Annotated in this window: 31 protein-coding genes, 1 other RNA gene and 1 pseudogene; 20 read left to right on the top strand and 13 right to left on the bottom strand. The window is 37.6% G+C overall.

What is annotated here, in order from left to right:
* Positions 1 to 6: 6 nt before the first annotated feature.
* From tpiA to LC087_RS10895, 11 genes are all read left to right on the top strand, one after another.
* Positions 7 to 762 carry a triose-phosphate isomerase gene (gene tpiA / locus LC087_RS10945; protein WP_226542069.1) on the top strand — a complete coding sequence of 252 codons (756 nt, stop codon included), beginning with the start codon at positions 7 to 9 and terminating at the stop codon, positions 760 to 762.
* On the top strand, positions 762 to 2297 hold the full coding sequence (gene gpmI / locus LC087_RS10940) for a 2,3-bisphosphoglycerate-independent phosphoglycerate mutase (protein ID WP_226542071.1): 1536 nt from the start codon (positions 762 to 764) through the stop codon (positions 2295 to 2297). The genes tpiA and gpmI overlap by 1 nt, the downstream gene beginning before the upstream one ends.
* A gap of 31 nt (positions 2298 to 2328) precedes the next feature.
* Positions 2329 to 3615: a phosphopyruvate hydratase gene (gene eno / locus LC087_RS10935; RefSeq protein WP_226542073.1), complete on the top strand. Its 1287-nt coding sequence runs from the start codon at positions 2329 to 2331 to the stop codon at positions 3613 to 3615.
* 101 nt (positions 3616 to 3716) lie between these two features.
* Positions 3717 to 3950 carry a preprotein translocase subunit SecG gene (secG, locus tag LC087_RS10930; RefSeq protein WP_226542075.1) on the top strand — a complete coding sequence of 78 codons (234 nt, stop codon included), beginning with the start codon at positions 3717 to 3719 and terminating at the stop codon, positions 3948 to 3950.
* 486 nt (positions 3951 to 4436) lie between these two features.
* Entirely contained in the window at positions 4437 to 5183 is a 747-nt protein-coding gene (locus tag LC087_RS10925) for an alpha/beta hydrolase (RefSeq protein WP_226542078.1), read from the top strand.
* Between the two features lie 60 nt (positions 5184 to 5243).
* Positions 5244 to 7550: a ribonuclease R gene (gene rnr, locus LC087_RS10920; RefSeq protein ID WP_371932694.1), complete on the top strand. Its 2307-nt coding sequence runs from the start codon at positions 5244 to 5246 to the stop codon at positions 7548 to 7550.
* Positions 7551 to 7641: 91 nt separating this feature from the next.
* On the top strand, positions 7642 to 8112 hold the full coding sequence (gene smpB / locus LC087_RS10915; protein ID WP_226542083.1) for an SsrA-binding protein SmpB: 471 nt from the start codon (positions 7642 to 7644) through the stop codon (positions 8110 to 8112).
* 122 nt (positions 8113 to 8234) lie between these two features.
* Positions 8235 to 8598, top strand: a transfer-messenger RNA (tmRNA) gene (gene ssrA / locus LC087_RS10910).
* A gap of 404 nt (positions 8599 to 9002) precedes the next feature.
* Positions 9003 to 9569 (top strand): TetR/AcrR family transcriptional regulator, encoded by a 567-nt coding sequence (locus LC087_RS10905; protein WP_226542085.1) that lies wholly within the window; start codon positions 9003 to 9005, stop codon positions 9567 to 9569.
* A gap of 11 nt (positions 9570 to 9580) precedes the next feature.
* Positions 9581 to 10654 carry a DUF418 domain-containing protein gene (locus LC087_RS10900; RefSeq protein WP_226542087.1) on the top strand — a complete coding sequence of 358 codons (1074 nt, stop codon included), beginning with the start codon at positions 9581 to 9583 and terminating at the stop codon, positions 10652 to 10654.
* A 1087-nt stretch (positions 10655 to 11741) separates the two neighbouring features.
* Positions 11742 to 11966: a helix-turn-helix domain-containing protein gene (locus LC087_RS10895; RefSeq protein WP_226542088.1), complete on the top strand. Its 225-nt coding sequence runs from the start codon at positions 11742 to 11744 to the stop codon at positions 11964 to 11966.
* Positions 11967 to 12079: 113 nt separating this feature from the next.
* On the opposite strand, the gene LC087_RS10890 is transcribed toward LC087_RS10895, so the two are convergent.
* The 6 genes and pseudogenes from LC087_RS10890 to LC087_RS10865 all read right to left on the bottom strand — a co-directional run bounded on the left by LC087_RS10890 (position 12080) and on the right by LC087_RS10865 (position 16521).
* Positions 12080 to 12457 carry a hypothetical protein gene (locus LC087_RS10890; RefSeq protein WP_226542089.1) on the bottom strand — a complete coding sequence of 126 codons (378 nt, stop codon included), beginning with the start codon at positions 12455 to 12457 and terminating at the stop codon, positions 12080 to 12082.
* A gap of 41 nt (positions 12458 to 12498) precedes the next feature.
* Positions 12499 to 12894 (bottom strand): hypothetical protein, encoded by a 396-nt coding sequence (locus tag LC087_RS10885; RefSeq protein ID WP_226542090.1) that lies wholly within the window; start codon positions 12892 to 12894, stop codon positions 12499 to 12501.
* Between the two features lie 486 nt (positions 12895 to 13380).
* Positions 13381 to 13950, bottom strand: a pseudogene (locus LC087_RS10880) (recombinase family protein).
* A gap of 375 nt (positions 13951 to 14325) precedes the next feature.
* Entirely contained in the window at positions 14326 to 15057 is a 732-nt protein-coding gene (locus LC087_RS10875) for a class I SAM-dependent methyltransferase (protein ID WP_226542091.1), read from the bottom strand.
* A gap of 282 nt (positions 15058 to 15339) precedes the next feature.
* Positions 15340 to 15720 carry a transposase gene (locus LC087_RS10870; protein ID WP_306019563.1) on the bottom strand — a complete coding sequence of 127 codons (381 nt, stop codon included), beginning with the start codon at positions 15718 to 15720 and terminating at the stop codon, positions 15340 to 15342.
* Between the two features lie 57 nt (positions 15721 to 15777).
* Positions 15778 to 16521, bottom strand: coding sequence for a transposase (locus LC087_RS10865; RefSeq protein ID WP_306019562.1), 744 nt, complete (start codon positions 16519 to 16521; stop codon positions 15778 to 15780).
* Between the two features lie 453 nt (positions 16522 to 16974).
* On the opposite strand from LC087_RS10865, the gene LC087_RS10860 reads away from it, so the two are divergent.
* Genes LC087_RS10860 through LC087_RS19710 form a run of 5 tightly spaced genes read left to right on the top strand, consistent with a single transcriptional unit; the run spans position 16975 to position 20529 of the window.
* Positions 16975 to 17724 carry a DeoR/GlpR family DNA-binding transcription regulator gene (locus LC087_RS10860; protein WP_226543373.1) on the top strand — a complete coding sequence of 250 codons (750 nt, stop codon included), beginning with the start codon at positions 16975 to 16977 and terminating at the stop codon, positions 17722 to 17724.
* Positions 17721 to 18647 carry a 1-phosphofructokinase gene (gene pfkB / locus LC087_RS10855; RefSeq protein WP_226543376.1) on the top strand — a complete coding sequence of 309 codons (927 nt, stop codon included), beginning with the start codon at positions 17721 to 17723 and terminating at the stop codon, positions 18645 to 18647. The genes LC087_RS10860 and pfkB overlap by 4 nt, the downstream gene beginning before the upstream one ends.
* A gap of 2 nt (positions 18648 to 18649) precedes the next feature.
* Entirely contained in the window at positions 18650 to 19795 is a 1146-nt protein-coding gene (locus LC087_RS19720; protein ID WP_371932589.1) for a fructose PTS transporter subunit IIA, read from the top strand.
* On the top strand, positions 19779 to 20075 hold the full coding sequence (locus LC087_RS19715) for a hypothetical protein (RefSeq protein WP_371932588.1): 297 nt from the start codon (positions 19779 to 19781) through the stop codon (positions 20073 to 20075). Before LC087_RS19720 ends, LC087_RS19715 begins: the two co-directional genes overlap by 17 nt.
* The gene (locus tag LC087_RS19710) at positions 20062 to 20529 is read left to right on the top strand and encodes a fructose-specific PTS transporter subunit EIIC (RefSeq protein ID WP_371932587.1); all 468 of its coding nucleotides are present in this window, start codon (positions 20062 to 20064) and stop codon (positions 20527 to 20529) included. Before LC087_RS19715 ends, LC087_RS19710 begins: the two co-directional genes overlap by 14 nt.
* Positions 20530 to 20611: 82 nt before the next feature.
* Here LC087_RS19710 and LC087_RS10845 read toward each other — a convergent pair whose 3' ends face one another.
* The 7 genes from LC087_RS10845 to LC087_RS10815 form a co-directional block, all read right to left on the bottom strand.
* A complete protein-coding gene (locus tag LC087_RS10845) occupies positions 20612 to 20929 on the bottom strand; it encodes a hypothetical protein (RefSeq protein WP_226543380.1) in 318 nt (105 codons plus the stop codon).
* 63 nt (positions 20930 to 20992) lie between these two features.
* Positions 20993 to 21343 carry a hypothetical protein gene (locus tag LC087_RS10840; RefSeq protein WP_226543382.1) on the bottom strand — a complete coding sequence of 117 codons (351 nt, stop codon included), beginning with the start codon at positions 21341 to 21343 and terminating at the stop codon, positions 20993 to 20995.
* Positions 21344 to 21451: 108 nt separating this feature from the next.
* Positions 21452 to 21934 (bottom strand): DUF4176 domain-containing protein, encoded by a 483-nt coding sequence (locus LC087_RS10835; protein ID WP_226543384.1) that lies wholly within the window; start codon positions 21932 to 21934, stop codon positions 21452 to 21454.
* On the bottom strand, positions 21927 to 22232 hold the full coding sequence (locus LC087_RS10830; protein WP_226543386.1) for a DUF4176 domain-containing protein: 306 nt from the start codon (positions 22230 to 22232) through the stop codon (positions 21927 to 21929). The genes LC087_RS10835 and LC087_RS10830 overlap by 8 nt, the downstream gene beginning before the upstream one ends.
* Positions 22216 to 22749, bottom strand: a complete 534-nt coding sequence (locus tag LC087_RS10825; RefSeq protein ID WP_226543389.1) for a hypothetical protein — start codon at positions 22747 to 22749, stop codon at positions 22216 to 22218. The genes LC087_RS10830 and LC087_RS10825 overlap by 17 nt, the downstream gene beginning before the upstream one ends.
* A 40-nt stretch (positions 22750 to 22789) precedes the next feature.
* Positions 22790 to 23035: a hypothetical protein gene (locus LC087_RS10820; protein ID WP_226543391.1), complete on the bottom strand. Its 246-nt coding sequence runs from the start codon at positions 23033 to 23035 to the stop codon at positions 22790 to 22792.
* A gap of 50 nt (positions 23036 to 23085) precedes the next feature.
* A complete protein-coding gene (locus tag LC087_RS10815; protein ID WP_226543393.1) occupies positions 23086 to 23553 on the bottom strand; it encodes a hypothetical protein in 468 nt (155 codons plus the stop codon).
* 344 nt (positions 23554 to 23897) lie between these two features.
* Between LC087_RS10815 and LC087_RS10810 the strand changes: the two genes are divergently transcribed.
* The 4 genes from LC087_RS10810 (at position 23898) to LC087_RS10795 (ending at position 25547) form a co-directional block, all read left to right on the top strand.
* Positions 23898 to 24545 carry a transposase gene (locus LC087_RS10810; RefSeq protein ID WP_306019561.1) on the top strand — a complete coding sequence of 216 codons (648 nt, stop codon included), beginning with the start codon at positions 23898 to 23900 and terminating at the stop codon, positions 24543 to 24545.
* Positions 24520 to 24744: a hypothetical protein gene (locus tag LC087_RS10805; RefSeq protein WP_306020881.1), complete on the top strand. Its 225-nt coding sequence runs from the start codon at positions 24520 to 24522 to the stop codon at positions 24742 to 24744. Before LC087_RS10810 ends, LC087_RS10805 begins: the two co-directional genes overlap by 26 nt.
* Positions 24745 to 24947: 203 nt before the next feature.
* On the top strand, positions 24948 to 25382 hold the full coding sequence (locus LC087_RS10800; RefSeq protein WP_306019560.1) for a hypothetical protein: 435 nt from the start codon (positions 24948 to 24950) through the stop codon (positions 25380 to 25382).
* 12 nt (positions 25383 to 25394) lie between these two features.
* Entirely contained in the window at positions 25395 to 25547 is a 153-nt protein-coding gene (locus LC087_RS10795; RefSeq protein ID WP_306019559.1) for an NUDIX hydrolase, read from the top strand.
* Positions 25548 to 25597: the final 50 nt, after the last annotated feature.

Below are 25597 nucleotides of genomic sequence, written 5' to 3'. Positions count from 1 at the left end.
AAAACATTGAGAAAACCAATTATTGCAGGAAACTGGAAAATGAATAAAACGTTGGGTGAAGCAACCTCTTTTATCGAAGAAATCAAAGCTTCAATTCCTTCTTCTGAAGAAATTGATACAGTTGTTTGCTCTCCAGCTCTATTTTTAGAACGTTTAGTAGCAGCTTCTGAAGGAACAGAAGTAAAAATTGGAGCGCAAAACATGCACTTTGAGAATAGCGGTGCTTTTACAGGAGAAATTAGTCCTGTTGCACTAAACGATTTAGGTGTTGAGTATGTCATTATTGGACATTCTGAGCGTCGCGAAATGTTTGCTGAAACAGATGGGACAGTTAACAAAAAGACAAAAGCTGCTTTTGACCATGGATTAACACCGATCGTTTGCGTAGGTGAAACATTGGAAGAGCGAGAGTCTTCAAAAACAAATCAAATTGTTGGTAATCAAGTAAAATTGGCACTTGAAGGTTTATCTGAGGAACAAGCGAAAGCTGTCGTCGTTGCTTATGAACCGATTTGGGCTATTGGTACAGGCAAATCATCCTCTTCTAGCGATGCAAATGAAGTGTGCGGACATATTCGTCAAATCTTGTCTGACATGTTCAGTCCTTCTATAGCTGAGGAGATTCGTATTCAATATGGTGGTAGTGTGAAACCGGCCAATATTAAAGAATATATGTCCGAGTCACACATTGATGGAGCTTTAGTAGGTGGTGCTAGTTTAGAACCTCAATCTTTCCTACAATTATTGGAGGAAGGTAAATAATGAGTAAACAACCAGTTGCGTTAATTATTTTGGACGGTTTCGCTTTGAATGATGAAGTCGTTGGAAATGCCGTTGAGCAAGCAAAGAAACCGAACTTTGATCGTTATTGGAACCAATATCCCCATTCAACATTAACTGCTTGTGGAGAAGCCGTTGGATTACCAGAAGGACAAATGGGTAATTCAGAGGTGGGCCATTTAAATATCGGTGCTGGACGAATTGTTTATCAAAGTTTAACGAGAGTGAACGTTGCTATTCGTGAAGGTGAATTCTTTGAAAATCAAACCTTTATCGATGCAATGAACAACGCAAAAGAAAAAGGAACGAACCTCCATTTATTTGGCCTGTTATCTGATGGTGGTGTGCATAGTCATATTCATCACTTATACGCTCTACTAAAAATGGCGAAAAAGCAAGACGTTGAGAACGTCTATATTCATGGCTTTTTAGATGGACGTGATGTTGGTCCTCAAACGGCAAAGCAGTACATTGAACAATTAAACGATAAAATGAATGAGATCGGAATCGGTGAAATTGCGACCATTCATGGCCGATATTATTCGATGGACCGTGACAAAAGATGGGAACGTGTAGAAAAATCATATCGTGCGATGGTATATGGCGAAGGTCCAAGCTATCCAAATGCGGTAGAGTGCATTGAAGATTCGTATGAAAATGGCATCTATGATGAGTTCGTTATCCCATCTGTAATCGAGAAAGAAGAAGGTTCACCTGTAGCTACTATTAAAGATAATGACTCTGTAATTTTCTACAACTTTAGACCTGATCGCGCGATTCAAATTTCGAATACCTTTACAAATAAAGATTTTCGTGATTTTGACCGAGGAGAAAAGGCACCGGAAAACCTTCACTTTGTGTGCTTGACTCACTTTAGTGAAACAGTTGATGGCTATGTTGCCTTCAAACCGGTCAACCTAGATAATACGATCGGTGAAGTATTAGCACAAAATGATCTTAAGCAGCTTCGTATTGCAGAAACGGAAAAATATCCGCACGTGACCTTCTTTATGAGTGGGGGCCGTGAAGCGGAATTTGCTGGAGAAGAGCGTATTTTAATTAATTCCCCCAAAGTGGCGACGTATGATTTGCAGCCAGAAATGAGTGCTTACGAAGTGACTGATGCACTACTTGGAGAGATTAACGCCGACAAACATGATGCCATCATCTTGAATTTTGCTAACCCTGATATGGTTGGTCATTCAGGCATGGTTGAGCCAACGATTAAAGCGGTGGAAACAGTAGATGAATGTCTTGGAAAAGTCGTGGATGGAATTGTTGCAAAAGGTGGTACAGCGATTATTACGGCTGACCATGGAAACGCTGAGGTGTTAATCACTAAAGAAGGAACTCCTCATACCGCTCATACGACGAATCCTGTTCCTGTAATTGTCACAAAAGAGGGAGTAGAGCTTCGCGACGGTGGAATTCTTGGTGACTTATCACCAACCTTGCTTGATTTACTAAATATTGAAAAACCTGAAGAAATGACAGGAACTTCATTAATTAAAAAATAATATAAAACATAATAAGAAGGAGTCGAAAAACATGCCTTACATTGTAGATATATATGGTCGTGAAGTATTAGATTCTCGCGGTAACCCAACAGTTGAAGTAGAAGTATACACAGAATCAGGTGCATTCGGACGCGCGCTAGTTCCTTCTGGAGCTTCAACAGGCGAATATGAAGCTGTTGAATTACGTGACGGAGATAAAGAACGTTATTTAGGAAAAGGCGTTTTAACAGCTGTTAAAAACATCAACGAAGTTATTGCTCCAGAATTACTTGGTTTTGACGTTATTGAGCAAGTTGCTATTGATACGGCATTAATTGAATTAGACGGTACTGAAAACAAAGGGAAATTAGGAGCCAACGCTATTTTAGGTGTATCTATGGCTGTTGCACATGCCGCTGCTGATTATTTAGGAATTCCTTTATACCAATACTTAGGTGGATTCAATTCGAAGACTCTTCCAGTTCCAATGATGAACATTGTAAATGGTGGGGAGCATGCAGATAACAATGTTGATATTCAGGAATTTATGGTTATGCCTGTCGGTGCTGAAAACTTCCGTGAAGCACTACGTATGGGAGCTGAAATTTTCCATAACTTAAAATCTGTTCTTAAATCTAAAGGTTATAACACAGCAGTTGGTGACGAAGGTGGATTCGCTCCTAACTTAGGTTCAAACGAAGAAGCTCTTCAAACAATCATTGAAGCGATCGAGAAAGCAGGATACAAGCCAGGTGAGCAGATTATGCTTGCAATGGACGTTGCATCTTCAGAGCTTTATGAAGACGGAAAGTACCATCTAAAAGGTGAAGGCTTAGTGAAAACATCTGCAGAGATGGTTGATTACTATGAGGATCTTGTAAGCAAATATCCGATCATTTCTATTGAAGATGGATTAGATGAGAATGATTGGGAGGGTCATAAGTTATTAACTGAACGTTTAGGTGATAAAGTTCAATTAGTAGGTGATGACTTATTCGTTACGAACACGAAAAAGCTTGCTCAAGGTATTGAACAAGGAGTAGGAAACTCTATCCTTATTAAAGTGAACCAAATTGGTACATTAACTGAAACTTTTGAAGCAATCGAAATGGCGAAGCGTGCAGGTTATACGGCTGTTATTTCTCACCGTAGTGGTGAAACAGAAGATGCAACAATTGCTGATATCGCAGTTGCAACAAACGCTGGACAAATCAAAACGGGTGCACCTTCTCGTACAGACCGTGTTGCTAAATATAACCAATTACTTCGTATTGAAGACAACTTAGGTGAAACATCTAAGTATGATGGAATAAAAACATTCTATAACCTATCTAAATAAAAAGGATGATAAGCGGGCTTGGAATATTTTCTTGCTCGCTTTTTTGTTTATGATATGCTACATTAATAGTAGTGTATTGTACGTTGTAGGAGGTGTCAGCAGTGAGTTTAGTAATCACAATCTTATTAATAATCGACTGTTTAGCATTAATTACATTCGTTTTACTTCAATCGGGTAAAAGCGCTGGGTTATCTGGGGCTATCTCAGGTGGCGCTGAAACGCTTTTCGGAAAACAAAAAGCAAGAGGGATGGATTTAGTTTTACATCGAGCAACGATTGTTGCATCCGTTTTATTCTTTGTTTTAACGATGTTGTTAGCGTATGTCAATATTTAAGATTGAAAGGGTCTGATGTTGATTCAGATCCTTTTTTATATACTCAAAAAAGTGACATCATTTCATTTTTTAAATCAAGTAGGTTATTGTTATAGTGCGTGTTCAAAAAGTAGGGGAAAAAGGGCCGAGAAGAACGAGGCGCCTAGTTAAAGGATCACAGGCTAAGTTCAGCCACGTCCAGTGGCAACGCCTTCGCTAGCCCGTCCTGGGCATTGAAGCACCACAGTGTACGTCAAGGAAAAGGATCACGAGCTAAAGGAGGAACGTCAACTAACATCGGCCACGTCCTGTGACCAACGTTGACACTAGCACATCGTGTGCATCGCCATCATAGGGACAATGCTCGTGCTAGCCAATCCTGGCGTCGGAGCTTGGAATAGCGAGACAACAAAGTTATTCGACAGCAATTTTTCATGACTTTTTGAACAACCTCTTATCGTGAAATGAAATTTGTAGAGATATGATGAAAGGAGAGTATTGAACATCATGAAAGTCGTTACACCAAAACCATTCACATTCAAAGGAACTAATAATCGTGCTGTCCTATTACTTCACGGGTTTACAGGAAATACTGCAGACGTAAGAATGCTTGCACGTTTTTTAAATGATAAAGGCTATACATGTCATGCTCCACAATATAAAGGACACGGTGTTCCTCCAGAGGAGCTTGTTCACACGGGTCCAGAGGATTGGTGGCAAGATGTGAAGAATGGATTCGAATTTTTAAAAGGAGAGGGTTATGAAGAAATTGCGGTTGCCGGCCTCTCACTTGGAGGGGTATTTTCTTTAAAATTAGGTTACACTGAACGTATAAAAGGAATTGTGACCATGTGTACTCCGATGTATTTAAAAAGTGAACAAACGATGTATGAAGGTGTTTTAGAATTCGCCCAAAATTATAAAAAGTTTGAAGGGAAAAGCACAGAGCAAATTGAAGAGGAAATGAAGGATTTTAAACAAAAACCTATGAACACATTGAAGGCGCTTCAAGAGCTCATAGGAGACGTGCGTGACCATGTGGATATGATTTATACGCCTACATTTGTTATACAAGCAACTCAAGATGAAATGATTAATCCTGAAAGTGCGAACATTATTTATCAAGAAGTTGAGGCGGAACATAAGCAAATGAAATGGTATGAAGATTCGAAACATGCCATCACGTTAGATAAAGAAAGAGACCAAGTTCATGAAGATGTATATGATTTTCTACAATCTTTAGACTGGTCGTGAAAGGAGAAATGCTGATTGGCAGATTTTAATCAAGAACGATTGGAACAGCTGCTTGAATTTATGAAAAAGGAAGTGTACAAGCCTTCTACAGTGACGGAATTAGAAGAAGCTTTACATATTGAAGAAGCAGAAGAATTTAAAGAACTCGTCGTTACGTTGAACGAAATGGAAGAACAAGGTTTAGTTATAAGGACAAGAAGTAATCGGTACGGTCTTCCAGAAAAAATGAATTTAATAAAAGGGAAAGTATCTGCTCACGAACGAGGTTTTGCGTTTGTTACACCTGAAGGGGCAGAAGGGATGAAAGAAGATATATTCATTCCTCCTACGCAACTCAACAATGCTATGAATGGTGACATCGTTATGGTTCGACTGGACTCTACTTCCAAAGGTACGAGTAAAGAGGGAACAATCATCCGTATTTTAGAGAGGGGAGTAACGGAAGTTGTCGGTACTTACTCAGAAAGTCGAAACTTTGGCTTTGTCATCCCTGATAATAAAAAAATTACTAATGATATTTTCATTCCGAAAAAAGCGCGTAATGGAGCAATTGAAGGCCATAAAGTTGTCGTTAAAGTAACAAGTTATCCTGAAGGGCGAATGAGTGCAGAAGGAGAAGTTGTAACGGTTTTAGGTCATAAAAATGATCCTGGTGTAGATATCATTTCAATTATTCACAAACACGGATTGCCTCAACAGTTTCCGGTAGAGGTATTGCAACAAGCAAATGATGTTCCAGATGAAATATCAGAACAAGAGTTAACCAATCGACGTGACCTTAGAGATGAAGTCATTGTCACCATAGATGGGGCCGATGCCAAAGATTTAGATGATGCCGTAATGGTTCAAAAACTTGAAAACGGTCATTATAAGCTAGGGGTACATATTGCAGATGTTAGCTATTATGTAACGGAAGACTCTCCTATCGATCAAGAAGCCTTTGATCGGGCAACAAGTGTCTACTTAGTAGACCGAGTGATTCCAATGATCCCTCATCGTCTGTCAAATGGGATTTGCTCTTTAAATCCGAAGGTGAATCGACTCACGTTGTCATGTGAAATGGAAGTAGATCAAAATGGCCAAGTTGTTCATCATGAAATTTTTCAAAGTGTAATTAAAACCACGGAGCGGATGACTTATTCAGATGTGAATAAAATATTAGTAGATAAAGACGATGAGCTCAGAGAACGTTATCGCGACTTAGTACCGATGTTTGAAGAAATGGAGGATCTTGCCTCGATTCTTCGTACGAAACGAATGGATCGTGGAGCGATCGATTTTGATTTTAAAGAGGCGAAAGTGATTGTAGATAAACAAGGAACCCCAACGGATGTTGTTTTGAGAGAACGTTCTGTTGCAGAAAGATTAATCGAAGAGTTTATGTTACTAGCAAATGAAACGGTAGCTGAACATTTCCATTGGATGGATGTGCCGTTTATTTACCGAATTCATGAAGAACCTAATGAAGATAAACTCCGTAGATTTTTAGAGTTTATCACAAACTTCGGTTATGTGGTCAAAGGAAAAGGGAATACCATTCACCCGCGCTCCTTACAAGAAATTGTTGAACAAGTACAAGGTCAGCCAGAAGAAATGGTGATCTCAACGGTGATGTTGCGGTCGATGAAACAAGCAAAATACGACCCAGAAAGCTTAGGTCATTTTGGATTATCAACTCAATTTTACACACACTTTACTTCACCAATTAGAAGATATCCTGACTTAATTGTTCACCGTTTAATACGAACTTATTTAATTGAAAAACAACTAAATGACAAGACAAAAGCGATTTGGGAAGAAAAAATGCCTATTATTGCTGAACAGTCGTCCAACATGGAAAGACGTGCGGTTGATGCAGAGCGAGAGACAGACGATTTAAAAAAAGCAGAATATATGTTAGATAAGATCGGTCAAGAATATGATGGCATTATTAGTTCGGTGACGAATTTCGGCATGTTTGTTGAACTCCCAAATACGGTTGAAGGATTAGTCCATGTAAGTTATATGACTGATGATTATTACCGTTATGATGATCGTCATTACGCGATGATCGGTGAAAGAACAGGAAATATTTATCGAATAGGTGATGAAATTACTGTCCGTGTCGTGAAAGTAGATAAAGAAGAGCGTTCGGTTGATTTTGAAATTGTCGGTATGAAAGGAACGAGAAGAAGACCGACGAAAAAGGAAAAACCTCATGTCATTCGAGGAGAGAAAAAAACAGATCGAACAAAAGGAAAACAAGAAGAGCCGACACTTTCAATTGATGAAGAGTGGTCGACAAGACCTCCGAAGAAGAAAAAGAAGAAGTTTTACGATAATGTTCCAAAGCAAAAACGAAAAAAAGCCAAAAGAAAGAAACGATAAGGAAGCTGTATGATGCTTCCTTTTATTATGCGAAAATGGTATAATGATAGGTATCGTTTAGACTGAAAATGGCCGTGAGGGGGTTTTATTCATGCCAAAAGGTTCTGGAAAGGTCATTGCACAAAACAAAAAAGCAAATCATGATTATTTTATAGAAGAAACGTTTGAAGCAGGGATCGTCTTGCAAGGAACTGAAATAAAATCTCTACGCGCAGGTAGAGCGAATTTAAAGGATTCATTTGCAAGGGTTCAAAATGGAGAAGTATTTTTACACAATATGCATATTAGCCCGTATGAGCAAGGAAACCGTTATAATCATGACCCTGTCAGAACAAGAAAGTTACTTCTTCATAAGAAGGAAATTAATAAGCTTATTGGCGAAACAAAAGAGAGCGGATATTCTTTAGTTCCAATTAAAATTTATTTAAAAAATGGATTTGCAAAGATACTACTTGGTCTTGGTAAAGGGAAAAAGAAATATGATAAACGCCAAGATTTGAAGCGTAAAGACGCAGATCGCTCGATTCAACGCGCGTTAGCGGATCGTCAAAAAGGTGTTTGATGAAAAAATTGACAATTGCATTCCTCTTTTAATTTGTTATAATAGTAATTGTCCGAAGGGCACAGCGGATATGACAATTGAATAATGCTTAAGTGAGATTATTCCCGTATCCCTTTTTATATGGGGACGTTACGGATTCGACAGGGATAGTTCGAGCTTGAGTTGCGAGCCGAGGGGATCGTCCTCGTCAAAACGTCAACGCCAATAATAACTGGCAAATCAGAAAATAACTTCGCTTTAGCTGCTTAATAACAGCTTAGCGGTTCCTCCCTCCATCGCCCATGTGGTAGGGTAAGGGACTCACTCTTAGTGGGCTACGCCTGATTCCACCGTCTGAGGATGAAGGAAGAGATGAATCAGACTAGCCACTCGGACGCCCGTTGGCAGGCAGAAGAACTGGTGAATTTGCGAATATGTCAACTACGCTCGTAGACGCTTGAGTGACGATATGTCTGGACGTGGGTTCGACTCCCACCGTCTCCACCAATACATACCGTTTGGTGGGTAACTTAAATCATTTTCTAATTATGAATATAAACTAATGTAAAGCTATCATCATCGATGATGGTTTTTTTAGTGTGTAAGAGGTTGTTCAAAAAGCCCTAAAAAAATGTCGGTTGAATAACTTTGTTGGTTTGCTTTTCCGCTCCTCATGTACCAAGAACGTACATTGTGAGTGCTCAAAGCTACACCGCCGCGTTCTTCAGCGTCCTTTTTTCCCTACTTTTTGAACACGCACTGTAAAAATAATAGTACTGTGAGGTTGAAGAAATTTGAGATAATTATAGAGATCGTATATGTGGAAAAACAATAATAAATTGACAATTTTATATATTGGGTTTATTATTTACCTACCGGTAAGTAATTTTAATGAAAGAAGGACGTTCTTTATGTCAGAAAAATACAAAGAAATTTTAGAACATTCATATCAATTATTCGCAGAAAATGGATTTGATCAAACAAGTATGTCTCTTATTGCAAAGCAAACGGGAATTACTAAACCAGCCATTTACTATTATTTCAACTCAAAAGAGAAGCTCATTCAAACATTATTTGGTCATATTATTGATGAAATTAAGTTCAACAATTTCTTTAATCCTCTAGAGTATACAAAAGATAACTTTATTTCAAAACTCACAGAAGATGGTATAAAGATGATGGATAAGCAACTTCAGGACCCTTATTACAACAAGATCATGAATGAATATTATGTTTTGAGCAGTCGAGATGCTCATTACGCAAAAGCTTTAAATACAGTCCTTCATGAATTTTTAGAAGGGTTCTTAAATTTATTAAAACTGGCTCAAAAGTATGGATTACTTTCAGAAAAAGATATTCAAACAAAAGCAGAATTTTTAACCATTATTGTGGATGGATTAGATAAATACTCGAATGAAGAATATGATCTCGATCCTGTTGCCATTTGGGCTTTTTCAGTTAAAAGTATATTTTATTGAGGTGGGATTGTATGAAAAAACCAACAGAAAGAATTATAGGTTATGATATAGCTAGGTCTCTTGCAATACTTGGAATGGTGATTGTTAATTATAAAATATCGATGAATGCAGAAGGAAATGGTCCAGAATGGTTGATCTATTGGACCAGTTTACTTGAAGGTAGAGCATCAGCTATCTTTGTTATTCTTGCCGGTGTAGGAATTTCGTTAATGACACAAAGAGTTCGACTTAGTGAAAACAACTCCCAAAAATATCGTCTTACTATTTGGAAACGATCATTATTTTTATTCGTTTTGGGTATGAGCCTATATCTTATGCAATGGAGTGCAGATATTCTACATTATTATGCCTTCTATATGGTGATTGCTTCATTTTTTATAAAAGCTTCCTCCAAAAAAATAATCATAACAGCTCTCTCCATTGTTTTTACTGCTCAGTTACTTCAGCTCCTACTAGATTATGAATATGGATGGAATGCAACGTTTAGTCAATATGAAATGTTTTGGACATTCAAAGGATTTTTTTCAAACCTTTTCTTTAATGGATATCACCCCATTTTTCCATGGGTAGCATTCCTCTTAATTGGTATGTGGCTAGGGAGATTAGACTTTCAAAATCATCAGCTCCAAAAGAAAGGATTGATTGTTTCATTCATCATTTTTATAGTTGTTGAAGCGGCTTCATTCATTTTCATTAAACTATCTACACCAAGTGTAGGAATGGAGATTGCCTACTATCTGTTTGACACTAAACCAATGCCCCCCACAATGCTCTATATTATATCCAGCTCATGCACCTCTATCATAGTAATCATTTTATGTATACAACTATCAGAAAAATTTAAAAAAACAGTAATCGTTCAATCCCTTGTCTACACAGGACAACTTGCTCTTACTCTCTATGTCGGACATTTTCTAGCTTTAGTTTTCTTATTTGTTTTTAGTGGTTTAACCAATTATACCTTGAAATTCGCTATAGTATTTTCCTTCGTATTCTTTCTTTTATCAATTATCTCGTCGGTGTGGTGGAGAAAGCGGTTTAAGAGAGGACCTATTGAATTTTTGATGAGAAAGGTGAGTGAATAAGGGATTAGTGTACATAGTATATGATCCATATAATAGTAAGTTGGGCTAGTATGGAAGGAAGTATCATGGTTCATAGAGAAGTGATAACCTTGTAGGTCTTTGATCACTCATTTATATGATGAAAAAGAAGTGAAATTTATTTTCTATACCTAGCTTTAACTTGCGGAAGCACCTGCGTAGCAGGGGGGTGGTATAAAGCCACCTAGTTTTAGTTTTAGTCGGCTTTAGCCGATAAAACTCGTAGGCGGTTCAGTCCGCCTACGAGAAACCTCCGTACTTTAGTGCGGAGTCGTTTAGTTATGAGAAGATTAAAAGTGTTTACGTTAACTTATTAAAAAAATTGTACATTAAAATGAGAGTGGAAATTGAAAACCTTTGATAAAGGTCTAGAGAAGCTATCCTGTCGCTAGGCCTGGTTGACGAATCTCCGCTCGTGAATCTCCCCATCTCGTCGCGTGTCCGATCGTCTGTGTAATTCCGTCTCTTTCTCTTCGGTGATGCGCTCGTTTGACCCTCAAGGATCTCCGCTAATTGTTTTGTTCCTCGATCGATAACATTGACGTCCTTCCTCTCCTCCGTAAACTTGGCTTCTCTAATCCGCCATAGGTCGTGGTCCGTTAGCCTTCAGCTAGGCGAAGGGAGGGAGACGTCCCCTTTTCGATGCTCTCCGATAATCGATAAAAACTCCTTCGAATGAGCTGCGGTGAACAAAGCTAATCGGATCAATTGGTTACGGTCTAAAGTCGTTGATTAAAAAAGATCGTCAATATATCGTTTATATCTTTCATTGTAACGAACGATTGGCCGGTAATTACTCATGACGCTTCCGCCTGCCCACTTAGTGTCTCCGCTAGGTGCTGACGTCCCTCCTCAGTCAAGTAGACGTCCTCCCTCTCGGCCAATAGCAACGCTAATTCTTCGCTCATGTTAAAAGCCCCCTTTGTCGGTTGACGCCTTGTTTGACGTTTTAGTGAATTGTATGAACGCCGGCTTGTCCGATATTCACAACTTTTTGCGATCGAATTGAATATTTTTGCGATTATGAGGCAAGACTGCGTACCAACAACGAATGAAGGAGTGAAAAACAATGTGGGGAATTTCGAAACCACGAAGTAAACTCGGGAAATGGTTAGATAAAAAAGGATTAGAACAACGGGATCTAGCGAAGGCGTCTAAAGTAAGCCCGAATACAATTACGAAGGCTTGTAACGATAAAGATTACGTTCCACGTCAAGACGTCATGAAAAAGCTACTTAAAGCCGTTCGGAAAATCGATCCTAACGCGAAGATGAGTGACTTTTGGGATATGTAGGTTAACCGAAAAACACCGTCATATCAACGGGTTAACTATACTAAGGTGGATAACAATAACCCCCGCTGTCGCATATTTTAATGCAAGAGACGGGGATTTTCCTTCCATTTTTATTAAATGGTTTCAAATAAAGCTATTCGTTCTGCGAGAACAGTTCCCCTAGTTTGTTCAAATAATTGATACGTGATGAAACCTGCTACAGGTGCAGTAGTCATAAATGTCCCAGCTATTGTTTCGTTTGTTTCAACATCGGGAAGTACTGCAACTCCTGCTCTGTTAAACTCAAGTCTTCGAGGGTTTTCATCAACATTAAACATGACGACAAAGTTTTCTGAAATACTAGGGTCAGATAAAATAAACCTTGCTGAATAGTTTGCACCGAGTTCTTCAGCTTCTCCATTTGCAACCACTTGAAGATTTGCCGAGGTGGTTGTATTTGGGAATAAAAAAACCTCTAAAGGCCATTGTATTTGATGTAGAGGTGTGGCCATCGTTAAACCTCCTTCCTAGTAAACTCTTCATTTTTATTAAGCTAACGTGCGAGAACTACTAAAAATTCAGTCGCAAGAACATTAGTTCCATCCGCTTCCAGTAATTCAACGGTTAAACCTACATCCCCTCCTGCTAGTTCCGGACCAAGAGTTACTAACGTTGTTATCGATTCATTAGCTTTAACGACCCCTAAATCAGTTCTAAAAAAACCATCTTCCAATTCAACTGGCACTGGTTCTCCTTCAATGATAGCTGTAATAGTAACGAAATTAGCAGTTTCAGGGTCTGAAAAAATAAATTGTGCTTGTAAATCTTGTCCCAAGTCTACCGCTTCCTCATTCAATACAGGTTGTAAAGGTACGGATACTCGCGTGTTAGTAGGGATAATAGCGTCAATTCCATATTGGATTTGATATTGAGGAAATCCGTTTCCCATAATTTTCACCTCCATGTTTGTAGTCAGTTCATCATATGTAACAAGAGTAATAAATGCTTGGACTATTATCATGGTGAATACACACATTTGGTTATAGCGTGTTGTTCACGGTCATTCTGACGCAATTAATTTTTAACTATCGTATGATTGTCCGTTAAGTGTACGGAAACACACAAAAAACCCCCTAGTTCTCCACGCTAGAAGGTTTATTAATTTCAGAAATTTTACAGAACATCGAGTAACCACATTATTAGTATATTTCTATTCCGAAGTTGTGTACCTAATTTTCCAAAAAATCCGCACTCGTCCATACCGGTTCGTATTCCTTTACATAACCTGTAAGTACATTCAAAAAGTAGGTGAGTAAAAGATGTCTATGCATTAATGCATTTAGTAGGAAGAAATTAGTATCAGGTACTAAGTCTATACGACGGGATTCAACAGTGAGGCGTCGCGGGCGGACGAGGCACGAAAAAACTCGAGGGTCTATTCCTCCCGAGCTGTTTCTTTGCGTTTATTTAGTTCTTTGTAGAGTAACGCCTTGCTTATGCCGGCTTCTTTCGTTACCTCGCTTATCGATAACTCGCCTTCATCGTATAGTTCTAATGCTTTCTTTACCTTCGATTGGTCCATCGGTTTACGTCCGCCACGCCTTCTTCGTGCTCTTGCTGCTTCGAGTCCTGCGTGTGTTCTCTCTCGAATCATGTCTCGTTCCAGCTCGGCCATGATGCTAATCATTCAAAACATTGCCCGGCCCATTGCGGTTGACGTGTCAATACTTTCATTTAAGCTAACGAGTGCGACTTTTCTTTCCGTTAACAAGTCGGCTATTTCGTATAGTTGCTTGGCGCTCCTGGCGAGTCTATCCAGTTTATAAACGATTAACGTATCGCCATCTCGCAATATATTGAGACACCTATGTAATTGCTCCCGATCCCATTTACCACCGCTATCTTGATCCGAGAATATTCGTTCAGCTCCTGCCTTCTCGAGTGCATCCACCTGCAAGTCTAGACGTTGCCCTTTTGTCGAAACTCTAGCGTACCCTATATTCATCGTATATACCGCACTTCCATGTTTATACTCTAATGGTACATAAAATGGTTGATGATTATCAACTATAATTTGCAGATGGGTTTATATGATTATGTATGGGTTTATGAACGGGCAAAAGGTATTGTTTATAAGTGTCTATTAATCCTCTAGGGAAAAACCTAGAGGGTTTTAGTATGTCATTCATTAAACCAAACCTAGTTTGTCAGCTTAATAATGGAACTGTGGTAGAATAACCACGTTTATTATTCAGTCAAAAGGAACCTTACTTCTAAAAAGAAATGGACTATTCAACGTTTGGAGCTTATTAGTAAAGGAACTTTGGTTAGTTAAAATACGGTCTAAAGAGTGTATTTCTTTAGATGATGTTTCTTTTTGTTACTTCACACAAGAAAACGCAAGGACAACCGGGATTCTTTTTCTTCTTGTAAACTCTTCCTCATCGGAAAAATGCTCTCGCTTTGGGGATCCTTCGCGTAAATCAACGATCGAGAATCCAGACTTAGTGAGGATCCTAAAGTAGTGCTCAATCGTTCGGTGGTATTTTATAACGACTTGTTCAATCCACGGCTCTTTTCTTTCTCCTTCGAGAAAATAGTCATCAACAATCCAATTTCCTCGTTTATCGCCAGTCTGCTTGCTTATAAAAGATGAGGTTGTTAGAGGATGCTGAACGCTAAACACAAATTTGCCCTGATCCTTTAATGTTTTATAGACATTTTGAAATAATAAGTCAATATTTGAGACGTAGTGAATGGCAAAACGAGACGTCACCATGTCAAATTTGTTAACTGGGAAACCGTAAGATTCCATAGTGTCATGGATGATTATCCCGTTGTGATTAGCCAAGGTATGGTTTGCAGATGCTGCCACTTGTTTAGAACCCTCGATTCCAGTGTAGTGCGCTGCACCTTGATTTAGTAGTTCTTTTCCAAATGATGCATCCCCGCAACCTAAGTCTAAAACACGTTTGTTTTGAAAATCACCTAGGAGTTCATACATGATAGGACCCTCAATCGCATTGTTGGGACTATCTTTTCTAGCTCTTCTTTTTTTATAATTTTCTAAGAATTGCTCTTGTTCATAAACGCTTGCTCCCCTGAATTCCATTTCAATATCCCCTTTCGCTGACCTATGTAAAACTAATAACATGTTCTTGAAGTGATTTTTACCTTAGGATATCTTACCATAAAATCATGAAAATGTTTTTAAAAAATTCGGTACAATATATGATTGTATAGAGTTTATTGCCATAGATAAAAAGGGAACTATTTCTTCTCATCCTTTAGTAATTTTCTCTTAGTGCAATTCCGTTGTATGTTGTTGTTTAATTACTCTAATTGAGCAAAAATCAATACAAAAATTACCAGTAAAAATGAAATGACAAGTACCCTAGGCAACTAAAAGCTCTTTTTTAATCTTTTCAAGTTCTTCTCCTTGAGTTGCTTGATCATATACAAACCTAATGATGCTACCAAACTTTTGATTCCTGATTTCATGGAGAGCTTCGCAAAATTTTGTGCCTTTTAAAAGGCTTGCGAAAATATAGGTGAAGTTTAAAATTGTCCAATATCTCAAGATCGCTTTTTCACTGCGAATCTGATATCCATCAAAACCTAACGATCCTTTTATTTGTTTAAAATACGTTTCAATTGACCATCGTTTGGAGTAGTAGTCTAAGATTTTCTTTGTGGATAGCTGTATATCTGTACATAGGAAGTCATACGTTTTTAGGCTCCATTGGTTCGCCTTCTTTGAAGCAAAGCAATACAACACCAAAACTCTAAATCATTCAGTTTTCCTTCGTAACGATAGACTCGATAGGTTTCATCACCAACGGTCACAAGGTCGGTTTCTTCCATTGAAATATCGGGAACAAACTGTTTGATTTGTTTTCGCTCGCCTTTGGAAAAAGATGCGATTGCTTCTAAGAGCTCCTATCGTATGAATTCCTTTCCCTAGTCCAGCTTCAATGATACGTTTAGAGGTATACCAACTATCACAAAGGATATAGGTTGATACAGTTCGCTTTACATAAGAGTCAATCATATCAACGGCCATTTGAATTTTACTCTTTTCTTTCGATTGGTTATATAGGGCGAAATCATAGGGATACGCTAAATCCCCGCTTTGCATCATCATTCCAACGACTTGATGTCCGTAAACAGGTTTTCCTTCTTTGTGACAAAAATGGTACTGACAAGATTCAATAGGAGACTGAGCCTGTGACGAAGGTTTGGTCTTTTGTCCGATGGTGTCATCAAAGAGAAGGAATACAGGTTCCTTTTGTTTTCTTGCGTTTTTGTGAATGGTTTGGGCGGTTTTTTGTTTTGTAATTTGATTTAAATAGGTTTCGTCCCAAGCACCTTTATTTAAAAAATAGCTTAATGTTGTACGATGTTTTTTACAAAAGCTTAGCGCATGAATTTGCGATATCTTTCCTGTGAAACCGAAACTCAGCATCCCATCAATCATAGAAACAAGATGGTTCATAGACGGCTTGGAAAAATAAAGTGGTAAACGCCATTCCTCTAAAATATTGTGGATTTTTTCTTGATGTGATAATCTAGTCATTGGACATGAACACTCCTTGGTTAGGGTTATGGTGTTGGAGCTTTAATTTTAACCCAAGTTAGTGGTCATGTCTTTTTCTATTTAATTTAATGGAATTTTTTTGATCTGAATTTGCTCATTTAAAGTAATTACTTTAAAAATTGTAGGTAGAAATGTTTGTTAGTCTGCTTTTCCTATACACAGGAAGTACTAGAGCAGGCGTTCCCACAGGACATGACGGAATTTAGCATGTGTTCCTTCTCTCTATATGAACTTTTCAACCTCACTTACATCTTCTTTCGTTGCGTATATAAGTTATATGGCATTATTTCTTAAATAATCATTTTGAATCAAGGAACTTAACAACTTTGATTGAATATGAATGTTTTTGAAAGAAGTTGATTGATTTAGTGGGAAATATGATGTAAACTGGAATCAACAAAAAAAGAAAGAAATGATCTAGGAGGTGAAAAGGTGTTAACACCTGAAAGACATAAACTAATTTTAGAAATGTTAAAAGAAAAAAGTGTCGTAAAAATTCAAGAACTGGTGGATTTAACGGATACATCAGAGTCTACCATTAGACGAGATTTAACCTTATTAGAACAAGATAAATTTTTAAAGCGTATTCATGGTGGTGCGGCAAGACTTCAAGGGAAATTACAAGAACCGAGCATGAATGAAAAATCAACCAAAAACCTTCATAAGAAGCAGGAGATTGCTCGGTATGCTGCAGAGTTGGTGGAAGAAGGTGATTGTGTTTATCTCGATGCAGGATCTACGGTTATGGAAATGATTCCGTCTTTGCCACTTGAGATTGTAGTTGTCACCAATGGCTTAATGCATATGAACTCTTTATTGGAGAAAGGTATTGAAACGTACTTAGTTGGTGGATATGTGAAACAAAAAACAAAGGCCATTATTGGGAGAGGAGCACTTGCTAGCCTTAAACAATACCGGTTTGATAAATGCTTTATGGGAGTAAACGGAATTCATCATCAATTTGGATATACAACGCCTGATCAAGAGGAGGCGATGATTAAGCAATTGGCAATTTCGTTATCACGTGAATCTTATGTACTTGCAGATGATACAAAATTTTCAGAGATTTCATTTGCGAAGATAGCTGACCTATCGGAGTCTTCGATTGTTACAAACGAATTAGAAGATGAACTGAACGAACAGTATTCGAGTAAAACGATGATAAAGGTGGTGAGGACATGATCTATACTTTAACGCTCAATCCATCAGTTGATTATAAGGTGGAACTAGATTGCGTTTTACTTGGTGAACTAAACCGCACAAAATCAGAGTCGAAATTTCCTGGAGGAAAAGGAATTAATGTGTCCCGCGTGCTCAATCGATTGAATGTGAAAAGTACGGCGTTAGGATTTGTCGGTGGTTTTACAGGAGAGTATATCAACGATTGTTTAAAAAAAGAAAACATCGTTACAAACTTTGTTCGAGTTGAACAAGACTCTCGCATTAATGTAAAACTAAAAAGTGATAGTGAAACAGAAATTAATGGAAGAGGACCCGATATAACAAACGATCAATTTGAAGAGCTAAAGACAAAAATACGTCAGCTTACAGATGAAGATGTATTGGTTTTAGCAGGGAGTATCCCTTTAACCATGCCCGCTACCACTTATGAATTGCTTGTGAAAATCTGCAATGAAAATGGTACGCGTTTTGTTGTCGATGCAGAAGGTGATTTGTTAAAGAATGTGCTACCTCATCAACCCTTTTTAATTAAACCAAATCATCATGAATTAGGAGCTCTTTTCGAAACTAGAGTTAATGATATTGATGAGATTGTTTTTTACGGTAAACGTTTAGTAGAAAGAGGAGCGGAAAATGTCATTGTTTCTCTTGCGGACAAGGGGGCTGTTCTTGTTAATAAAAATAACGTGATCGTAGCATCCATTCCAAAAGGAAAGGTCATAAGTTCTGTAGGTGCTGGAGATTCCATGGTTGCCGCCTTTTTAGCTATATATGAAGAAACGAATGATATTGAAAAAGCCTTTTGTTACAGCGTAGCAGCTGGAAGTGCAACGGCATTTTCTATTGACCTTTGTACAAAGAATCAAGTTGATCAGTTGCTGAAACAAGTTCATGTTCATTCTTTATTAGAAGGGAGAGATTAAAAATGAGAATCACGGAGTTGTTAACAAAAGAAACCATTCATCTCTCAATAAAGGGTCAAGAAAAAAGGCCAGTAATTGACGAATTAGTTGAGGTGTTAAACAGATCAGGTAAGCTTTCGAACCCAACTGAGTTTAAAAAAGAAATCTTAAATAGAGAAGATCAAGGGACGACGGGAATAGGTGATGGGATTGCAATCCCTCATGCTAAAACAAGAGCAGTGAAACAACCTGCAATTGCGTTTGGAAGGTCTGTTGAAGGTGTAGACTATGAATCACTTGACGGTCAGCCCTCCCACTTGTTTTTTATGATTGCTGCACCAGAAGGAGGAAATAGCACTCATTTAGAAGCACTTGCTCGTCTATCTACTATATTAATGAATGAAGAAGTTCGTAAGCTATTATTAGAAGCTAATACTGAAAGCGACGTATTAAACATCATTGACCGTTATGATCAAGAGGACGAACAAGAAGAACAATCGATGAGTGGAGACAAAAAGTTTATTGTCGCCGTTACAGCCTGTCCAACAGGGATTGCTCACACTTATATGTCAGCCGATTCACTGAAAGCAAAGGCAACTGAAATGGGGGTTGATATAAAAGTTGAAACAAATGGTTCAGGTGGAGCGAAAAACGTGCTTACACAGCAGGAAATTGAAAGCGCTGTTGCTGTAATCGTTGCAGCAGATACAAAGGTTGAGATGGGCCGTTTCAACGGCAAACACGTGATTGAAGTACCAGTAGCAGACGGGATTCATAAATCAGGGGAATTAATTGATAAGGCCCTCAATCAAGACGTCCCAATTTATCAAGGGGAGAACGACTCTAGACAAGAAGGGACAAGCAATGCAGGCAAGCGAGGAATTGGCTCAACGATTTATAAGCATTTGATGAACGGTGTTTCGAACATGCTCCCATTTATCGTTGGTGGAGGAATCTTAATCGCCATTTCCTTCTTATTTGGATACAATGCTTTTGATCCAAACGATCCTTCTTATCATCCACTTGCGGAAGCGTTAATGACGATTGGGGGGAGGAAATGCCTTTGGATTAATCGTCCCTGTATTAGCGGGATTCATTGCGATGAGTATTGCGGATCGCCCAGGCTTTGCTCCTGGTATGGTAGGGGGAATGATGGCTGCCAACGGTGATGCAGGGTTTTTAGGAGGACTTATTGCAGGTTTCTTAGCAGGATATATCGTCGTTGGTTTGAAAAAGCTATTTTCCGGACTTCCAGCCTCACTGGAAGGAATCAAAACGATTTTAATTTATCCGCTATTAGGAATTGCGATTACTGGATTTATTATGTTATACGTCGTGAATCAGCCTGTCGGAGCGTTAAATACAGCTATTTCTGATTGGCTTCAAAAATCTAGGGACAGGAAATGCTGTCCTTTTAGGAATTGTTGTCGGGTTAATGATGGCGTTTGATTTAGGTGGACCAGTCAATAAAGCGGCCTACGTTTTTGGAACAGGATTACTAGCAAATGGAGTGTATGAGCCAATGGCCGCTATCATGGCAGCAGGTATGGTTCCTCCTTTAGGAATCGCTTTAGCCACTACCGTTTTCAAAAATAAATTTTCAAAACAAGATCGTGATGCAGGAAAAGTGAATTATATTATGGGAGCCTCTTTCATCACAGAAGGAGCCATTCCATTCGCGGCTGCAGACCCTATTCGTGTCATTCCATCCTTGATGGCAGGATCTGCTTTAGCAGGAGCGTTGTCGATGATGTTTGGAATTGGTCTTCGTGCTCCGCATGGTGGACTATTCGTTGCCCCATTAGTAGAAGGCAGCTGGATCCTGTATTTATTAGCCATTGTCTCTGGTGCAATCCTATCAGCTATTCTCCTAGGTTTATTGAAAAAACCAGTGGAGTCGTGAAAGCAAGAGAGTTATTCAATCAAATGAAAGTCCTATGATCTTTATGGATCTAGGACTTTCATTTTTCTATCACTAATCTTGGTTATTCAAACACATGAGGTTCACCCATGAGTATGTAGTAAAGTAGATCTAGAGGAAGCATAGCAATTTGGAAAAAGATTAAAAATAATAATCCATAAATGACTGTAGCGACACAGAGATAATATTTTCTTTGCAACCAGTTATGATTATAATATTTTAAAAACAAACAAAAGCCAAGTCCCCACAAAAAGAACTCGCGTCGGTTCAAATAATAGTCCACCATAAACCATTCACAAAATAAAAAAAGTAAGATAGAAAACCATTGGATAATTAGAAACATTGAAACGAGTACTTTTATAAAGTAAATTACATCATTCATTTTTAATTCACCTAAAAGGTTTAGATTTATGATCGATTGCGATAAAAGAATTTCTCTTTTAAATTACACTAAAATACCGGATATAAAATCAAAAGGATATGTAGCAATTATAAAAAAGCCTAAATATAGAACACCTGAAAGAAAGGCAGAAAGTAGTAAAAAAAGTTTCCTATTGATTAGATGATATTTTTGAAACTTTTTGTATAATATATAACCACTCCCTAATAATATATTGAAAACAAAATTTGTAATGCTATCTAGAATAGACTGTGGTTTTTCAATAATTCCACCTTCATAATAATTCTTCATTGGCCATTCAGCTAGTAGGAATAATAGAATGGATAACCAATTAAGGCCAAGTAGGATTAAAATAAGGGTTTTCACATAGTCTTGGAAACTCGTTATTATGTCCAAAGGAAACACCTCCACCCTTGTAGAGAAAGAGTTTTAAGCAGAGCGTGTTCTCTACCATTCAATAGTATAATAGAGGAATCATCTTAATTAGCTCTTCTATAGTTAGCCCTATTTTCCGTTTTTAATTTGTAGTTCGACCTCTTCCCGTAGTTTTTTATCTTCCTCTGTGATATAACCAATATAGAGAACTTCTTCAATCATATTCCGGTTTAAAAACATATTATAATCAGGAGAAATATTCCCTTCAGGATATGGAACAGCGATGTAATCGAAGCTTTTCCCTGTGCTTGTTTGGATTTGGTTATGTCCATAAATCATTACTGGTTTTGTAAATTGTTTGACCTTAATGACAGTGCCAATGGGTAGGAGTTTATTCGTATCATATTCAGTTAAATCGCTTTCTTCTATTTCTATATGTTCGTTTTCTGTAGAAACTTCCACTTCCGAATGACCTTCTTCAGACGGTGAATTCTCCTCTGTTTTTATATCTTTGGATGATACGTCTGAATCAGATTTATTTGTTTGACTACAGCCTGCCAAAATAAGGACTAATATGAGCATTAAAGTAAGTAAGCTATTCTTTTTAATCAATTGTATTCTCTTCTTTCTCTCGATACTCTTTCAGATCTTTTTCAACTTTTTCATTCATTCCGTCTTCTTGAGGAGATTGGAAGCCTAGATAGAGAACTTCTTCAATCAAGTTCCTATTAAAGAAAACGTTAAATTCTTCTGAAATATTTCCCTCTGGATAAGGAACTGCCAAGTAGTCGTATACATTTTCTGTTCTTTTCTGAATTTGGAATCGACCATAAATCATCACTGGTTTCTTTAAACTTTTAACCTTGACTACCGTTCCGATAGGCAAGAGTTTTTCAGTACTGCTTTCCATTTGTAATCCCCCATTTTTTATTTAGCTTTGACCTTAGATAGAAACCGGCACCGCAAAAAATATATACAAGTAGTAAAACGAGCGCAAAGCCAGGTCCTTGAGTTGAAACATCTTCATCAGGTATCATAAATAATACCGTCGTTAAAATAGATATCGTGCCACCTATGGCAAAAAACGAAGAAGCAAATAACAGCCCGAAGCTAATCAGTTTTTTATGATTAAGATCTTTACTTTTGTCATCATCTATATTCTTTAGTGGTGGTGATGTACGATCTTCAGTCGTTTCATTTCTCCATTTTTTAACTAGAAAGAATCGAATGATTAATAATATGGCACAAAATCCATAAATAATAAGGGCTAATAAACTGATAGACTTTAACTCTCTTAAAAATTCACTATTAGGAACGCTTACGAGTCTAACAATAAAAACAATCGTCCAAGGAACAAAAAAAAGAAAGACTTCAAATAACAACGCAAAACTAATTAGTTTACGAATTGTTTCTTTACTTACGATCACAAAAATGCTCCTTTTTATAAATACTTTGTCTAATTACTATTTATTGTTCTTCACGTGCCCATTTTCGTTTTAAATAATGCCGAATGAGTAAGGCGATAAGGCAGGTAGAATACACGAATCCTCCCATTATTAATAAACCGTCCAACTCAGATAATAATTGTTCTGGAGGAATGAGCCATATAATTAATACTAACAATAGTATTGTAAATAATACAATCATTAAAATTGCATATATTAGTAACGTAGTAAGCAGCGATTTTTTGAATTTTTCTTTATATTCATCCATATTTACCACCTGTTTTCTTATTAATAATAGTTCTATCTATATTTCAAAGGTTATTCATCTTTCTCCGCGCCGAATTTTACTCCAATTCCAATTCCATATGCAGCATAAATACTATTTTCAGCACCAACTGATGCTCCGAGACCAATACTCCCTAAAGATAAATCAAGTCCTACAAAAGGATCATAGTCAATATCAAACCATTCTTCCAATGGTTCAAATCCAAAGAAATTTAGAGGTTCGATTTTAAATTCAATTTTCGTTGCTATTACTGCAGCACCAGCGCTTAAAGTATAATTTTCATAGTTTACTTTTCCTTCAGTTTGTCCTCTAATATAATCAAGTGATAAAGGAGAATGATCGTCAGAAAAAGATGATTTTGAAACAACAGCTTCTCCTTTAGCCCCGATATTATCTCCAGATATTATCGATTTAAAAGTAGATTTGTAAGAATAAGGTATATCTATTTTTCCTTCAAAAAACATTACTTGTTGCCTTAAATAATCAGGAATATTATTCATTTTATCTGTATCAATAATTGAACTGGAGAGTCAAAAGTTCTCCGGAATTTTTCAAAGCTTTTTCCCCATACTCGATGTTTTTTATGTAATGGTAAGGGATTCCCCTCGCTTTCCGCGGACGACCTGTCAAGCCTCCTCGTTCGTGCCTCACATTGCGGGGTCTTGACTAGCCCGTTTTTCCGCAGGAGTCTTGGGGTCCCTTACAAAGTCCATTTTATAAAGATGACTCAATCCCTTAGAAAGAGAATTTTCTGCATAAAAAATAACCCTTCTGCTTGATTTCATGTTAACCTATTAAGCGACTAAACAAAATAAGGAGACATGTCATCCGAGAAGAGTTATCTTTGATATTGTATCAAACTCAACAGCGAATGACCATAGTGATTATGTGGAAAAGAATAGATAAAGAACTTTCAGAATTTAGGACCTGTTTTACACGACAAGCTACCTATGAATGGTTTGTCGTCATGATTATTGGATTGATGTTACGTTCCGATCAAGTAGGATTAACCTCCATCATTCGTGAGCTTTCGATCTCACCCAAGTCCTATCCTGCTATGATGCATTTTTTTAGGTCCCAAGCTTGGAAGTTAGAGGATCTTATTCAAACATGGACGAAGCTTGTTTATCGTAAGGCACCCATCTATAAGAAAGACGGCATCACCATCTTGGTAGGAGATGGCGTGAAGCAATCGAAAGAAGCACGAAAAATGCCTGGTGTGAAGAGGTTACATCAAGAATCAGAAAATTCCTCAAAAGCCGAGTTTATCTTTGGGCACATGTTTGGTGGGATAGGTGTTCTCATTGGCGATCCTTCTAAGAAACTATTTTGTCTTCCTCTTTCGATCAGGCTCCATGACGGTGTCAACATGATTCGAAATTGGAGAAAAAAACAGAACAATTATGAATGTGAAGGTTCTCACATTGTTCAAATCATAAACGATGCGTTTCAAGCGACTAAAATGTATGGGAGAATCGCTCGTACTGCTTGATGGCTACTATTTATCCATTTTTGCTCTTATGAAACGGGCAGAACTGTTAGAGAAATCAGAAACGATGCTTCACCTTTTGACTAAAGCCAAGAAGTCTTGTAGGGCTTATACAAAGCCCGGTGAATATAAAGGAAAGGTCGTCCTCGTAAAAAGGAGAGACCATCAAACTTCAAGACCTCTTTACATCAAGGAAGAGTGAATTCGTAGAAGCAACCGTCCGTTTATATGGAAAAGAAGAGACCGTTCGTTACCTTTGCCTTAATTTATTATGGGGGCAAAAGCTTTATCAAGAACTGCGATTCGTCCTTGTCATGTATGGAGAAAAAACAGCCATTCTTGTTACAACGAAGCTCGATTTAAATCCCGTTAACATCATTGAATTGTACAGTTTTAGGTTCAAAATTGAATGTACGTTTCGAGAAATTGAAACAAGTGATGAATGGATTTGGGTATCAATTTTGGTCAAAAGCCATGCCTAAACTGAGACGCTATGCAAAAAAAGGAATGATTCATCCATTAGAAGAAATGGAGGATGAAAAAGAGAAAGAACTCATCTTGTCCGCTTTGAAAGCAATCGAGGGATTTGTCATGTGTAGTTGTATCGCCATGGGGATGCTTCAAATGTTGTCTCTTACTTTTTCAACTAAGATTAATGAGAGTCCTGTTCGATTTTTACGAACGAAGTCCAACCCTATTGTCTCAGAAGCGACCGTTGCCTATTATTTAAGGAAGACGACTTTTTCGCTTTTTAGTAAAACGAGCCGTTTATGCATAAGTCGAATAATGAAAAAGAAGCAATCAGACCCTTTTTTTGACGAGGATCTGAAGGCTTCTTAAAGGTGAAAACTTTTGACTGACAAGTATAAAGGAGAAATAAAAATTGATCAATCAGAAATTAATAAATGTGAATTTTTATATCCTAACGAGTTACCCGAAAAAATAGTTAAGAGTCATCAAGTGATTTTGGATGAGTTTTTAGAGAAATATGATAAAGAGAAATAGAAAAAGTGAACAAAAAAGAATGTTAGTTTAATGAAGAATAGTATATTAAT

Source organism: Bacillus carboniphilus (assembly GCF_020524035.2).
Classification (GTDB): domain Bacteria; phylum Bacillota; class Bacilli; order Bacillales; family JAIVKR01; genus Bacillus_CC.
Note: the sequence above shows the minus strand (reverse complement) of the source record. Positions and strands in the feature narration are given on the sequence as shown.